The sequence below is a fragment of the Clostridium massiliamazoniense genome, from assembly GCF_001403635.1.
GTDB classification, from domain to species: Bacteria; Bacillota; Clostridia; order Clostridiales; family Clostridiaceae; genus Sarcina; species Sarcina massiliamazoniense.
This window is the reverse complement of record NZ_LN879467.1, coordinates 35,567-50,566: the sequence shown is the minus strand read 5'-3', so window position 1 is coordinate 50,566 and position 15,000 is coordinate 35,567. Positions and strand designations below refer to the sequence as shown.

Genomic DNA, 15,000 nt, shown 5'->3' with positions numbered 1-15,000 from the left:
CTTAAATCAACATGCCCTTTTCCAAATACTTGTATCATAATATTATATTTCAAGTATTATTATATATTTATTTATATGAACTATTGAAAGATATTACCTCACATGTATTCAATTTAACCCTATCTAAATTAAATTTGAGCTTATATTGCTTTATTTGTATAAAAAAAAATCCTTAGAATTCTCTAAGAATTTTAATATAATTTATTTATGTACTACTATTATTGCTAAGCATTTACATCTCTAAAAAAGATACCTTTGCATTTATCTGCAAATCCAAAATTTTTCTTACTATTAATTTTTTTAAATAAATGATATCTTAAAGATGGTATAACTTCTTGCATATTTCTAACAGCTATATCAGATATATTCCCTAGTTCTTCCATAAACTTATACTCTACCCCGAAGTATAACTCACCTTTCATATCCACTATTATAAAATTGTTTAAATCTTCAAAATATATTTTGTATCCTATAACATTTTCATTATCACAAATCTCTGAAAATCCTAAATCTAATAAAATATTTAAGTCGTTCAACATGATGCTTCCCTCTCTTTATTATCTCCTTCTTCTATAGTTTTATAGTATTACATCCTTTATGACAATTGATTAATCCTAAATAACATTGTTGTTACAATATTATTTCAAATATTTTTATAGCCTGTACTCTTTAATTAAACCACTTGTTCTCCCATACTTCTTTTACATAATTCTTAAAATTTTCTATTTCTGAATTATTTTCATAATACCAATCTATAAGATAATTAACACTATGTTGTTGATACATATTTAAATCATTAAACTGAACAAAATTACTTACTAATAATTCATAAATTTCCTCAGTTAAAACTCCAATGTCTTTTCCCTTTAAAATAAGGTCATTAATATCATACTTATCATAATCTAATTTTTCTAAATCTAAAACTTCCCTTATAGCCTTTAATGTTAATTCATATATCTTATTAATATTCTCCCTTACATTAGTATCTAATATCATTGGTATATCATAAGTCCTTTCAACTTTTTTGTATAGACTTATAGATTCTTCTAATATAGTAAAAGTTGATAATAATTCCTTAGCTAAATTTTTTTTCATAATGTCCCCCATAATAAAAATTTTTTTTACTTATATAAAAAACTTATATAAAAACTTTTTCATAAATATATCCTAATAAATTTTATTATATTTTATATTTAAATACAATAATATTATTTGTTATCTAAAACATTTTTATTAATTCCTTTAATTAACTCAATACTTAAGTTTTTTAAGTTAAGTATATTTACATCCTAAAAGTTTTCTACAAATTTCCTTGTTTTTATTTATATTACTTCGTATTATTTCATTTCAATTAAATAATATATTAAAAATCAAAATTTTACAACATTTTCTACTTGAATTTATTGTTAACTTATTGTTATGAGTAATTGTTCCACTTTCATTTTAAATTGAAAATCTAAAAATCAATTAATTTTCTCTAGGTTCTTATCATATATTTTTTAAATTTTGATAATAATAACGAAATACTAATTATTTATTAAAGTAGGTGATTTTATTTATACTGATAATTTATTAAAAAATTCAATTCACTATAAAGAATATAATTTTTCTTCTTTATATAATAACTTCAAAGAACCTTCTAAAAGCACTGATTTTTTCAATAGCTATTATTTATTAAAAATATCATGTGTTAAAGATGATAATATTTTGAAAAAATATATTGAAAAAAATTTAACATCATTATATAAAAGCACTATATATGATCATATCCATTATGGTTTTTATGATTTTTCTGAAAACAATGTAGCAATCAATAATTTTAATAAAAACTTATATAATAATTCAAGTGCTATTTTTCCTTATACTCTAGGATTTAAAGTATTTAATAATTTAAAATTTAAAGAAATCGTTTATGAACTTATCACTTATATAAAAAATACTCTTTCTTCAGACTCTGCTCTTTATTTTGATAGTGAATACTGCGACCTTCAAACTGGAAGGGACTACTACACCTTTTCTTATGATGAACTTCGCAATATATTAAAAGGAGATTTTCCTTTATTTTCTGTTTATTATGATATAACTATTAAAGGAAATTACGAAGGAAAAAATATTTTAAATTTAATTGATAAAGATTTAGAATTAAATGAGTTTTTTAAAGATAAAAATGAAATTATAAGACAAAAACTTATTGAATATAGTAATAAAAAAACTAAACCATCTATTTCTAAAAATATAGATATAGGTAATAACTCTCTTTTTTCTGCTTCACTCTCCTATGCAGGTAATAAGTTTAAGGACATAGAATTAATGAATCATTCTAAAAATATTCTTGATTTTATCCTTAATCATTCTAAATATGAGAAAAAAGAAATAGTATTTGTTAATGATTTAATTTCTCAAGATTATAATTTAGAAGATTATGTTTTATTAATATTTGCATTAATAGAATTTATGTCTAATAATAAAACTCTCTTCTATCTAAATAAAACTAAATTTCTTATTGACTATGTTATAAAAAATTATTATTCCTCTGAATATAAAGCTTTTATTGACAAAAATATTCCTTATACTATTAATAATATTATTAATGTTAATTTATATGATTTAAACAAGCCTAATCCTAATTCCTTAATGATTCTAAATCTAATTAAATTTAATAAATTAACTTCCCATAATATCTATTTAAACATTATAGATGAAAGTTTTAATTCAATTTATAGTGAATTATATAATAAGCCAAACTCATATATAACAATGCTTTTTAATTTAGTTTATTCTTCTATGAAACAATGATTTATTAATTTTTTGTTAACTTTTTGATATATTTTTATTAAGTATTTGTTATTAATTTCGTTAAAATTTCTAGTATATTTAATATAGGATTCTTATTAGTATTTATTAATAAGAAATATAAACTTGTACAGGAGGTACTTTCCTATGAATGGTTCTGGAAGTAATTCTAGAATATCTAGAGTTCAACGATATCAGAAAAGTAATAAACTAAAAGGCTACAATAAAAGAAATTCGGCTTCTCCATTAAAGGTATTAGGATTTGTTATTATTTTAGCTGTAGTTATTTATTTAATTATAAATTGCTCAAATACATTTTCTACGAAGGTTTATGCTTCGCCATTAACAACAAATAATAATACTATCGAAAAATTAAATGGATCTAATCCAGTTTATAAAAATTATTCACCACCAGATTTAAATACTGTATCTGGTTATATGAAAGAACAAGCACATATACTTAAAAACATAGAAAGATTTGATATTAATACTGCAATATCTATGAATTACTATGATATTGTAAATTTATATCCTGACTCAGTTAATTCAGCTAATGCTTTTCAAAATAACTTTTTGAAATATTCAAATGTTCTTTCAGTATCACAACGAAGTGAAGAAGAACCAATTGTTAATGAAATTTATTCTGACAATAATGCTTTTGTTAAAGCTATAATTAGTTACAATGCTCTATTACATTCTGGAGGTACTTATACACAAATTATACAAGCAAAAAATGTAGTTCAAAATGATTTTCAAAATGTAACTAATTTAATAAATCAAAATATAAATTTATTTTAAAAAAAGGTGCTGTATCAAGTCAGCACTTTTTATATTACTAAAGAGGATGTATCTGTAATTCGATACATCCTCTTTTTTAATTTTACTTATTTTTTCTTTCTTTTTCTAGCATGTTTTCCACCAGATTTATTTTTTGATATTTTCATATATCCATAAATTAGTACACCTATTACACAAATTGCTACAACTGCATAAGTGTATTGTGTTATTATAGATTGAATAAGATTCATATTATTTCCAACAAAATAACCTAATAATATTAAGAATATATTCCAAATAGCTATTCCTATAGTTGAGTATATAATAAATATAGGCATACTTTGTCTTTCTGCTCCTCCTAAAAGTGATATGTATGTTCTTACGAAAGGAACTAATCTTAGAATTAAAATACTTTCTTTTCCATACTTTTTAAACCACTTTTCCATAACATCTAAATGCTTATTCATTGATGGAATCTTTTTTCTTAACCAATTAAGAAAAGTTGTCCCTCCAAAATAACCTATATAATAACAAATTATGGCTCCAATTAATGCACCTAAAATACTTATAATTATTATACCCATTAATGAAGTTTTTCCTTCAGCTGCTGATATTCCGAAGAAGGGAAGTATTAATTCACTAGGTATAGGAATTCCACCATATTCAATAATTAAAAATAAAAATATACCAACTGACCCCATACTAACTGCAAGTTCTGCCAGTTTAGTAAGTATTAAGTTTAAATCCATTCTAATCTCTCCTAAACATTTTTTCTGTTGTTCATAAAGTTTTTCCCTTTAGTTTTACTTTCATTATAAAAATATTAAGCTTAACTTAAAAACTCTCTCCAAACTATTATAACGTTTTTCTTGATTTTTTAATAGATTTTTTTTAATATTGTTGTCTAATTAAATATATTTTAAAATTTCATATTTAATATTGATTAATCTTTAATTAGCTTCCTATCTTTTATTACTTTTTAAGTTTTTCAATTATTTCATTAGAATGTTCTTCTGTTAAATCCCCTTCTCTTATTGCTTTTTCATAATAATATATAGATTTATCCACTTCACCTAACTCTTTAAATATATCTCCTAAATACTCATAGGCCCAACCTTTAAAGGCATCACTTTTTTCACATATCTTTATACATTCTATAGCTTTCTTATTCATTCCTAAATTATTATAAGCTATAGCCATATCACCAATAACATCATAATATGAAGTTTCTTCTTTTTCTGCTTCCGAAATTACCTCTAAAAACTTTTCTATAATTTTTATAGCTTCATTATATTCTTCTTTTGCTATATAAACCTTTCCTAGTCTTCCGTAAATATAGGCTCTATTGTCTTCATCCATTTCAATAGCCTTTTTATAATATTCTTCCGCTTCCTTAAAATTATGTTTCATGTATTCTGCCCAACCTATTTCTCCTAAAACCTGAGCACTTTCTCCATAACTCTCAATTATTTTTTTGTAAAAATTAATAGCTTCATCATATTGCTTTAATTTTTCATATATATCTGCAATTCCATAATAATAACCTTTTTCTTCTTTACTTTCTAAAGCCTTTTCATAGTCACTTAGTGCTTCATCATATAGTGATAAACTTTCGTAAACTAAAGCTCTATTTCCATAGGCTGTTCCATAGTTATCTACTAATTCTATAGATTTATTATAAGAATTTAATGCTTCCTCATAATCTCCCTCTCTATAATATGAAAGACCTATATCATTATATATACCAGCCTTATCATCTATTAGCTTTAAACAATGGAATAGCACTTCCCTAGCATCCTTGAACTTCTCTAATTCTATATAGCAATTTCCTAATAATTTTAATGGAAGTAATTCTTCTCCTTCAAGCTCTAAATATTTTTTTAACATTTCTATAGATTCATCATATCTCGCTTCAGAAAAATAAATGTAAGCTAAATAATACATTGCTCCTGTACTATCTTCCTCTAAAGAAGATGCTGTGAGAAAGTCACTTTCTCCTAAGTCATCTAGATTCAAATAATACTTACACTTACCTCTATAGAAAAAGTCTTCTGCATTATCTTCTACAGCCATTTCAATTGCTTTATCAAAATATATAAGTGCCTCTTCAAATTCTTTTTTATTATAATAACAAATTCCTATATTAGTATAAAAACTTACTGTATCAGGTTCAATAGCAACTCCTTTTTTTAGCATTTCTAAGGCTTCATCATAATCATCCTGTGCAATAGCTAATTCACCTATAGAATGATAAACATAAGCACTATTTCCATCTAACTCTAATATTTTGTTGTAATTTTCCTTTACTTTATCAACATCCCCTAAGTTTTTATATATTAAGGCTCTCTTGTAATAATATCCTAAATTTATTCCATCTATACTTATAGCTTTATCTATAGCTTCTAAAGCTTTTTTATAATCATCTCCCTCAAAATAACATTGAGATAATTTAACATAGGTTTCTGGGTTATCTCCTTCTATTAAAAGTAGCTCCTCTAAAACATACTTAGCCTCATCTAAGTTTTCCATTTCTATATATAAATCCCCTAAATAAAAATATGTACTATAATAATTTGAGTCTATTTCTATAGTCTTCTTATAATCTTCTATAGACTTTTGGAATTCTCCCATCATCCTATATATAAGGGCTCTATTATAATAATAACTTGGAATTTTATCCTCAAGTTCTATGGCCCTATTTATATTTTCTATAGAAAGTAAAACTTCTCCAAGCTCATAATAAGCACCAGCAAGCCCACTATATATGTAGTGATCCTCCTTATCATCATCAAGAGCTCTTTGGAAGTATTCTATTGCTTCAAGGCTCTCACCTTCCCCTATTAAAAGAAATCCTAATCTTTTAAGAGTTTCATTATTATTACAATTTAATTCGTTACTTTTTAAGTACTCCTCAATGGCTTCATTTATTTTTTTTTGCTCTTCGTATATTTTTCCCCTTAAAAGATAATACTCATAAGCTTTATTATTTTTACTTATAGCTTCATTTAAATAGATTAAAGCCTCGTCAAATTCCTTAATAAGAAATTTACCATAAGCCTCATAATATAAAAATATATCTTCATCTTTTAAAGCCTCTCTATACTCTGAACATATATCTAAAATTTCTTTTCCGCTTTTTATGGTTCTTTCCTTTAAGTAATCACCTAAATATCCTTCTATTTCACATAAAAACTCACTTAAGATTTCATCAAATTCGTTTTTAGCAAACACTCTTTTTTCTATTTCTTCATCTTCTCTAGTCCTATCTATCTCTTCAAATAGTTCATTTATATCAAACATTATAACTCCTTAACTATATTAATATTTTACATTATTAATTATATGATTCATCAATTACCCACTATTAAAAAATAAAATTAATTTATTAAATAGTTTTAAAAATTAATTATAATTTCTTTTTTGGGTAAACTATCATTATTCTTTAAATAATGAAAGGATGGTTTAACAGTGAAATATAAAATAGCACTATCATTATTTATTATATCATGTTTAATTTCTATTAACACAATCAATGCATTTTCACTACCAATAACCCCACTTGTAGATGTTGAATTCATTGACCATGATAAAAATACTTTGAGTGATAATAATTTAGAAACTATAGAGCCTATTCTATCTGAAATATTCTCTGATAGAAATAATGCTATACTAAATTTAGACATTGAACCATTAAAGAAATTTTATGATTTAAATAAAAAACAAAGTCTTTGGGCTTATGAAAATGAAATAAAAAAAATAAAATATTTAAAAGGTTGGTCAGAAAAGCAGGGAATAAACTTCACTGATATAAAATCTCGAATAAAAATAAAAAAAATAAAAGAGAAAGAAAAAGGCCTTTATGGTACTATTGCTATAGTATCCACAGAATACCATTATAAATATTTAAATTCAGAAGAAGATAATTTCTTTAAACTTGGAACATATCACTATTTCAATATAAAAAAAAATGATGATGGCTTCTTAATAGCAAAAGAATGGTACACAGACCCCTTTGCTGATTCTCTAGAACTAAACGATTTAAAATCAGAAGAAATAAAAAACTTTATACTTTCTAAGACTAAACCTGAAGTTAATCTAAGTGACAAGCTTACAAAAGCTATTAATTATGCTCATATATATTGTGGTGCTGCCTCTGATAATAAAAATGGATTTAAATATAATAGTAAATATACCGATTTTAATTCAGTTGGTGGCGATTGTGCTAATTTTGCATCCCAAATATTACATGAGGGTGGTGGCTTTAAAAAGAATAAAATTTGGAACTATTCTGATGGTGATGGTACGAAAGCATGGGTAAATGCTCAAGGTTTCAAGAACTATATGGTTAGCAGTGGTAGAGCATCCTATATTGCTAAAGGACCATATCATCAAATTTATAAAGCAGCTTATAATATGAGACCAGGTGATTTTGTTGCTTACGAAAAAGAAGGAAGAATAACTCATATTTCTACTGTTACCGGCTTAGACTCTAAAGGATATCCCTTAGTAACTTGTCATAACACAGATAGACTTCTTGTTCCTTATGATCTTGGTTGGAGTAACTCAAACATAACATTCCATCTAATTCATGTTCACTACTAAAACTAAAGGGGCTATTAACGCCCCTTACTATTAAAGTTAAATTCCTATTGGTATTTTATTTAATACCTCTTCTTTTATTTCTTTTTCATGTTCATAAATATTATCAATTATAGAATTTAATTTTTCTATTGATAAATTTACTGAATTCAAATCTCTTTCTAAAACATCTAATAGATTTTTTTCTTTATATAACTCCATAATATTTTTTAAATAACTATCAGTATTTTCTCCATAACTTAAGCCTAAAAATACTAAATTATAAACTTCAAAGTTATGTTCTAAATACCTTACCAAATCATTTACTATAACTTCAGTTATATCATTACTCATGATATTGTCTATATAATCATAACTATTCAAATATAATTTTAACAACTTCCTATGTAAAAATCCTGAATTAACTTCTAAAAACTCATTAACTTCCTCTTTACTCCACAAATATATTGATGGATCTTTATCCTCAAAAAATAAAGAAAGAACTATAGATGGCAAAACAACTTCTTTCAAAAATTCTACCACTTGAATCTTCTCCTGAAATGTAAAATATTCTGATATAGATTTACCATTTACAGATATAATAGACACTCTAAGCAATTCTAAATCTACATCTATTTCTTCATTAATATTTTTTTCTATATATTCCTTCCATAATTGCATTTTATTCGTCATAGATTAACACCTTTCTAAAATCAAATTTTTATCTGATAGCTAGAGGCTGTAGTACTCCAACCTACTATATTACTATCAATAAATTCTCTATATTATATATTCATTATTGTTTTAATCCCTCTTTAACTTTATTAAGTGCATAATCCATAGCTCCATCTAAGTTACTATTATTTTTTCCAGCTCCTTGTGCTAAATTCTTACTTCCTCCTCCTTTACCATCTATAAGTGATATAGAATCCTTTAGTAACTCTCCCATATTTACTTTTTCTATACCTTTTGAAGAAGCAAAAACTAAATTTACTCTGTCTTCATTTTTAACTGCAAATAACACTACTGCTTTGTTTTCTTCTACAATTTTTGTTGCTAATCTACTAATGTATTTAATGCTTTCTCTATTATATATCTTTCTTATTATAGATATATCTCCTACCTTTTCAGAATTTTGGATAATTTCTTTTCTTTCATAATCAGTAACAGTTTCTTCTAAAGCTTTCTTTTCTTCTAATATTTCCTTTAGTTTTGTATTTAAATTTTTTATTCCATTTATAGCTTCTTCTTCATTACTGTTTAAATATCTGCATATTTCATTTGAAAACTTATCCTTCTTTAAACTGTCTTCTATTGCTCTTTTACCTGCTAAAAATTCTAATCTAGTATTTCCCTTGTTTTTTTCCCATTTCTTTATTTTTATCATCCTTAAATCTAAAGTAGAAGCTGGATGAACTCCACAACAAGCTGTTATATCTAGATCTTCTATTTTTACAATCCTTATTTCTTCATCTGTATTAGGTAAATCTCTTCTAAGCTTTAATCCTTTTAATTCTTTTTTAGTTGGAGCAAAAAGTTCCACTTTTAAGTTATCTCCTATAGCCTTATTTGCAAAAAGTTCCCCTTCTCTTATCTGTTCTTCTGTTAATATTCCAACTATGTCTACAGTACTTATCTCTTTTCCAAAGTGTACACTAACTGTATTGGTATTAAATAACTTGAAAAATATTCCTGAAAGAAGATGTTGACCAAAATGTTGATGCATTCCATCTTCTCTTCTCTCCCAATCAATTTTCCCTTTAACTCTATGGATTTTAGAAAGCTTTTTTTCTAAAACATGATAAATCTTTCCATTTTCCTCATATACATCTAAAACCTTTATATTTTCTATTTCTCCTAGATCACAATGTTGCCCACCGCCTCCTGGGAAAAATGCTGTTTTATCTAATTCTATATGATAAGTTCCATTACATTCTTTACTATCTACAACCTCTGCTGTAAATTCTTTTATATATTGATTATTATAATAAATTTTTTCCATAACTTTTTCTCCCTTTTGTTTATTTGTTAATAAATATTATAACATTTTGATAAACTATATTATATATCTTATATTTTAGTATAAATTTTAAAATTTTAATCTTGTTAGATTTATTAATCTTCCTTTAAATTCCACATAATTTTTAAAATTGTATAAAAGTTATTTATAATTTGTTTACAAACCGTTAATAATTTGATATTTTATTATTAGAACTCTTAAATTTAAGAAATAGACAAAGACACTATTAATTATTATAGTTTTATATAAGTAATTTAAATAAAATTCTCAACTAAATTTTAGATTTTAAAGGTCTACTATTAAATTACTACAATAATTCATCAATATAAGTAGTTAGATTTAATATTCTAACTACGATTATAATATAGATAAATATATTCTAGGAGGAACTTTATGAAAAAGGTCGTTATAGGAGTTATAATTGCACTATGCTGTGTATGTGTTGGAGGCGGTGTTGCTTATGCTACTGATAAAGGAAACTCTAGCTCTTCATTACCACAAGGAGTTACACTAAGTAATCAACAGGAAACCCCTGCTGAACAAGCTTTAATAAAAAATAACCCTAATAGCTTAACACCAGGTGAAATCGCTATGTATGACACACAAAATCAATTCAGTTATGATGAAACTATGTTATATAATGCTATCCAATCAGCAACAGACAAAGTTTCAAATGTAGGTGATTTCATAACAACAAACTTATCACAATATTTTGACTATAATGGAGTTAGATATTACAAGGTTTATGACTACTTCCAAAACTGGACAGGCCAACTTGCTGATTCACATGGAAATTATAGTGGTTTAAGAGGTGTTTTCTTTGTTAGTACAACAGGTAAAATGTTAACAACAATGCCTCAAGGAGCTCAATTACATGTTTCTAAAAACTTAACTACTAGTGAGAAACAAAATGAGCTATTAAAAAATGCAGCTGAATATGTAGTTGGTAATGCACCAATTGAACCTAACAATGCATATGTTAACTTTAATTTATCTGCTGATTTATCACAAACAAAAGTTATTGATGGCCATACTTGCTATCTTATAACTATCAAACCAAAAGTAAACGAACAAGATGGAACTATAACAGGTGCTACTCAAAATTACAACACAACTAATATTCCAAAGGTACCTGGAACTAACTACGAAGAAATCTATGTTTCATTAAGTGGTTATGTATACATTCCTAATCATAAATAATTAATCTTAAATTTAGGTGCTAGTTTAATCAATTAAATCTAGCACCTTTTCATAACATAAAAAGGGTCTGTATCAAATCAGCACCTTAATTATAAATGTATTTTTTCATCTGCTGCGAGAGCTATATAGGTAGAAAATACGGTGGTCATTGAACTAGTATACTAGAAGCTCTTTATTTTTAAACAATAGTTCCATGAAAAAATTTCCATTATTTGAACAAAGTGAATTTTGAAATTTTAGAAACTGTTGTAGAAAAAATATTAGAACTTCTTTACGTAAGTAAGTGGTCACAAATGATGTACCTATATAGCTAAATAAAAGACAGAGAGGATGTATCTATGATACATCCTCAACTTATTAATTTTTCCTCATTAAGTAACTTATAAACGCTATAATTGCTACAATAACCAGAGCTTTAAATGCAATATTAAAAACTATGTTAAATACCCTAAAAGCGATATTTAAAACAACATAAGCTCCAACACCTAATAAAGTATACTTAGCAATTTTCCCACCATCTAAATTCATTTAATTCCCCCATTTTTCCATTAATTATATTCTTTTTCTTCCATTACCCCAAGAGCAATTATTCTTGGACCTGAGTGAACACCTATTACAGGAGTAAATGCTCCAGTAGTTACCTCAGTTACATTTGGATTTTTCTCAAAAACTTCCTTTAATTTAACAAGTTCTTCATCCATTGTACCAGTCATTACTACAACTCTACTTTTTCCCTTATTTAAAGCTTCTTCTCCAATTGCAATCATCTTATTTAAAGCTTGTTTTGAACCTCTAGCCTTTGCACAAGTTGTATATTTTCCTTCTTCATCCATATTTATTATAGGTTTTAAGTTAAGAATTTGACCTATAGTACCAGCTACTTTTCCTATTCTTCCACCTTTTATTAAGTATTCTAAAGTATCTACACTAAAACAAAGAGTTATTCTTTCCTTCATTCCTGGTATCTCATTACAAATATAATCAAAGTTCTTTCCTGCTTTAACTAATCTAGCAGCATCCATTACACACCAGCCAACTGCCATAGATATCATTTTAGTATCAAAAACATATGACTTTATTTTATCCTCATAATTTTCTACTGCAATTCTAAAACTATTCATTGTTCCTGATAATCCTGAAGAAATGAATAATCCTATTACATGTGTATATCCCTCTTCTATAAGCTCTTCTATGATTTCATTACTTTGTTGAACTGATGGAGTAGATGTTGTAGGCATTTCTTCATCCATTCTTTCATAAACCTCTTTTGGTGTTATATCCAATCCATCTAAATATTCTTTGTCTTTATAAATTATCTTAAGTCTTAAGACTTTTATATTATACTCTTTAACAAATTCTTCAGGTACTCCACAAGTACTATCTGTAACTATCGCAATTTTTTCCATAATATCCTCCAAATTTTCACAAATAAAATTTAAATTGTAAGTAAAAATTCCTTCACAATTATATTTTAATTTTAATGTTTGATGTGTGAATTTAACAATATGTTATAGTCTAAAACAACTAAATTCATAAACTATATAATAATTTTATATTTAATTATTACTTAAATACCTTAGTATTATACTATATTATAAGGAAGAATTTAATACATTAAATTCATCTTAATAAATTTATGTATAATTATCATTAACTTATTATACTATAAATTCATAAGAAAATCATTTATTTAGATTATCAAAGTAAAATTTAACATATTTTAAAATTAAGTTAAAGTCAAAATTCTCTCTAAATTAAGTTTTAGTTTATAATTGCTTTAATTATAAATAATAATTATAATTATAAACGTAAGATTTTATTTAAATAAAATTCAAATCTTAATTTTAACTAGAATTTTTTTTAGTAAAATAATAAAAATCATTATTTTAAATACATATATTTATAAAACTAAGGAGAAATTTAATTATGAATGACAATCAAGAAAAAAAATATAGTCGTAAGCAACCAACAAGTAAAAACACATGGATTCTACTTATAATATTATCCATTGTTGTTATATGTATTGCAATATATCAAATGAATTCTCCATCTAAAGGCAGTTCAGTTGATTATCTAATTATACTATTATCTATAATAGTAATCTTAGCTAGTTCATTTAACATATTCAAAAAAAAGAAATAAAAGTTCATATATTACATTTAGCTAAAATACTAATACTACCTATATTATACAAAGGCTATATCAAAATAGAATATAATATCTATATTGAAATAGCCTTACTCATTAAACATCCATAAATATTTTTTTCTTAATTAATTCTTATCTTAGCCTTTATATAAAACTTTTTCATTTATTTCTTCAATTGAATTACATCCAGTTAATATCATAGCTGATTTTAAATCATTTTTAAGAGAATTTATATAATCTTTAACCCCATTAGCTCCATCAGCAAAAGCTGCTGTTACAAAAGGTCTTCCAATTAAAACAGCATCAGCTCCAAGAGCAATACATTTTAGTATATCCACTCCACTTCTAATTCCCCCATCAACTAATATTTTAACTTTTCCCTTTGCCACCTTTGTGATTTCAGGTAAAACTTCAACAGTTCCAGGAGTCTGATCTAAAACTCTACCTCCATGATTTGAAACAACAATAGCATCCATTCCAGCTTCAATTGCATATAATGCATCTTCCTTTGTCATAACTCCCTTAAGTATAAAAGGGACATTAGTTTTTGATTTTATTTCTCTTAGTTCTTCTATAGTTTTAGGTTCTACATCTTTTCCATGTAATGCCATAGTTAAAAGCCCTGCTCCATCTATATCTATTCCCATAGCATATAGATTAGCCTCTTCTACCATCTGCATTTTCTCAAAAATAATATCATTTTTTCTTGGTTTTATAAAAGCAATACCTTTCCCATTATATTTTTTCAATATTTCAACATTGGTAATTAAACATTCATCTAAAGCAGTATCTCCAACCATTGGATATATTCCAGCCCCTAAACATCCTTCAACTAATGACTCTATATATTCTTCTTCTGTTACCATTCCACCCATATTTAAAGAAATTGCTGTCATTGGTGCTGCAAAAAGCGGTAATTCCATCTTCTTTCCAAATAACTCTGTTGATGTATCTGGATTCTTAGCATTGTGAATTACTCTCATATTTATTTTTACCTTCTCTAAAGCAGACACATTTTTTAAATGAATCTCCCATTCCCTTACCACCTATTCCTGGAACTTCACCAGCACAAGCTACTCCATTACAACTCTTACAAACTCTACAACTTCCATTATATAAATTTCTAGCTTTTTTTAATTGTTCTTCATTCATTTTAATCATACACTCCAAATCTAAAAATAACATTTATCTGATGACTAGTGTCTAGGTCTCTATAAGCCTAAAATAAACAGACACATCCCCCTAGATAATAACCACTAAAATTCAGCTAAATCCAAAATTCTATCTGAATTAAGTCTTCATTTATCTTTATTATATCAATTTTAACTTACTTTTTCAGCTATTTATTTAATATCATTAACTTTTTGTGTAAATTTATAGATTTTTTGTTTTATAAATATTATTCATGAATACTAATTGTATATTAATATATTTCATAAATTCTTATTTACTTCATAAGATTTCATAAAAAACATTACAAAAAT

General features: G+C 25.4%; 13 protein-coding genes and 1 pseudogene. 5 read left to right on the top strand and 9 right to left on the bottom strand.

Annotated features, from left to right (window positions below; all coding sequences use genetic code 11):
• Positions 1–224 precede the first annotated feature (224 nt).
• Both ARA19_RS04175 and ARA19_RS04170 read right to left on the bottom strand, forming a co-directional pair.
• On the bottom strand, positions 225–539 hold the full coding sequence (locus ARA19_RS04175) for a hypothetical protein (RefSeq protein ID WP_055069709.1): 315 nt from the start codon (positions 537–539) through the stop codon (positions 225–227).
• Positions 540–669: 130 nt separating this feature from the next.
• Positions 670–1,095, bottom strand: a complete 426-nt coding sequence (locus ARA19_RS04170) for a hypothetical protein (RefSeq protein ID WP_055069708.1) — start codon at positions 1,093–1,095, stop codon at positions 670–672.
• A 612-nt stretch (positions 1,096–1,707) separates the two neighbouring features.
• Here ARA19_RS04170 and ARA19_RS04165 point away from each other — a divergent pair.
• Both ARA19_RS04165 and ARA19_RS04160 read left to right on the top strand, forming a co-directional pair.
• Positions 1,708–2,796 carry a YyaL domain-containing protein gene (locus tag ARA19_RS04165; RefSeq protein ID WP_055069707.1) on the top strand — a complete coding sequence of 363 codons (1,089 nt, stop codon included), beginning with the start codon at positions 1,708–1,710 and terminating at the stop codon, positions 2,794–2,796.
• 144 nt (positions 2,797–2,940) lie between these two features.
• Positions 2,941–3,591: a hypothetical protein gene (locus ARA19_RS04160; RefSeq protein WP_055069706.1), complete on the top strand. Its 651-nt coding sequence runs from the start codon at positions 2,941–2,943 to the stop codon at positions 3,589–3,591.
• Positions 3,592–3,677: 86 nt separating this feature from the next.
• On the opposite strand, the gene ARA19_RS04155 is transcribed toward ARA19_RS04160, so the two are convergent.
• Entirely contained in the window at positions 3,678–4,319 is a 642-nt protein-coding gene (locus ARA19_RS04155; protein WP_055069705.1) for a DedA family protein, read from the bottom strand.
• A gap of 223 nt (positions 4,320–4,542) precedes the next feature.
• Positions 4,543–6,870 (bottom strand): tetratricopeptide repeat protein, encoded by a 2,328-nt coding sequence (locus tag ARA19_RS04150; RefSeq protein ID WP_055069704.1) that lies wholly within the window; start codon positions 6,868–6,870, stop codon positions 4,543–4,545.
• A gap of 168 nt (positions 6,871–7,038) precedes the next feature.
• Between ARA19_RS04150 and ARA19_RS04145 the strand changes: the two genes are divergently transcribed.
• Positions 7,039–8,172, top strand: a complete 1,134-nt coding sequence (locus tag ARA19_RS04145) for an amidase domain-containing protein (protein WP_055069703.1) — start codon at positions 7,039–7,041, stop codon at positions 8,170–8,172.
• A gap of 36 nt (positions 8,173–8,208) precedes the next feature.
• On the opposite strand, the gene ARA19_RS04140 is transcribed toward ARA19_RS04145, so the two are convergent.
• Together ARA19_RS04140 and ARA19_RS04135 are read right to left on the bottom strand one after the other, a co-directional pair.
• Positions 8,209–8,841 carry a hypothetical protein gene (locus tag ARA19_RS04140; RefSeq protein ID WP_055069702.1) on the bottom strand — a complete coding sequence of 211 codons (633 nt, stop codon included), beginning with the start codon at positions 8,839–8,841 and terminating at the stop codon, positions 8,209–8,211.
• A 103-nt stretch (positions 8,842–8,944) separates the two neighbouring features.
• Complete coding sequence (locus ARA19_RS04135; RefSeq protein WP_055069701.1) at positions 8,945–10,150, bottom strand: alanyl-tRNA editing protein; 1,206 nt, start codon at positions 10,148–10,150, stop codon at positions 8,945–8,947.
• Between the two features lie 411 nt (positions 10,151–10,561).
• On the opposite strand from ARA19_RS04135, the gene ARA19_RS04130 reads away from it, so the two are divergent.
• On the top strand, positions 10,562–11,368 hold the full coding sequence (locus ARA19_RS04130) for a hypothetical protein (protein WP_055069700.1): 807 nt from the start codon (positions 10,562–10,564) through the stop codon (positions 11,366–11,368).
• A 357-nt stretch (positions 11,369–11,725) separates the two neighbouring features.
• Here the strand turns inward: ARA19_RS04130 and ARA19_RS17430 are convergent, their stop codons facing one another.
• Both ARA19_RS17430 and ARA19_RS04125 read right to left on the bottom strand, forming a co-directional pair.
• Positions 11,726–11,896 carry a hypothetical protein gene (locus ARA19_RS17430; RefSeq protein ID WP_157452221.1) on the bottom strand — a complete coding sequence of 57 codons (171 nt, stop codon included), beginning with the start codon at positions 11,894–11,896 and terminating at the stop codon, positions 11,726–11,728.
• A 20-nt stretch (positions 11,897–11,916) separates the two neighbouring features.
• Positions 11,917–12,774, bottom strand: coding sequence for a DegV family protein (locus ARA19_RS04125; protein WP_055069699.1), 858 nt, complete (start codon positions 12,772–12,774; stop codon positions 11,917–11,919).
• Positions 12,775–13,294: 520 nt separating this feature from the next.
• On the opposite strand from ARA19_RS04125, the gene ARA19_RS04120 reads away from it, so the two are divergent.
• Positions 13,295–13,510 (top strand): hypothetical protein, encoded by a 216-nt coding sequence (locus tag ARA19_RS04120; RefSeq protein WP_055069698.1) that lies wholly within the window; start codon positions 13,295–13,297, stop codon positions 13,508–13,510.
• Between the two features lie 143 nt (positions 13,511–13,653).
• On the opposite strand, the pseudogene ARA19_RS04115 reads toward ARA19_RS04120, so the two are convergent.
• Positions 13,654–14,668: pseudogene (locus tag ARA19_RS04115) on the bottom strand (alpha-hydroxy-acid oxidizing protein).
• Between the last annotated feature and the right edge of the window lie 332 nt (positions 14,669–15,000).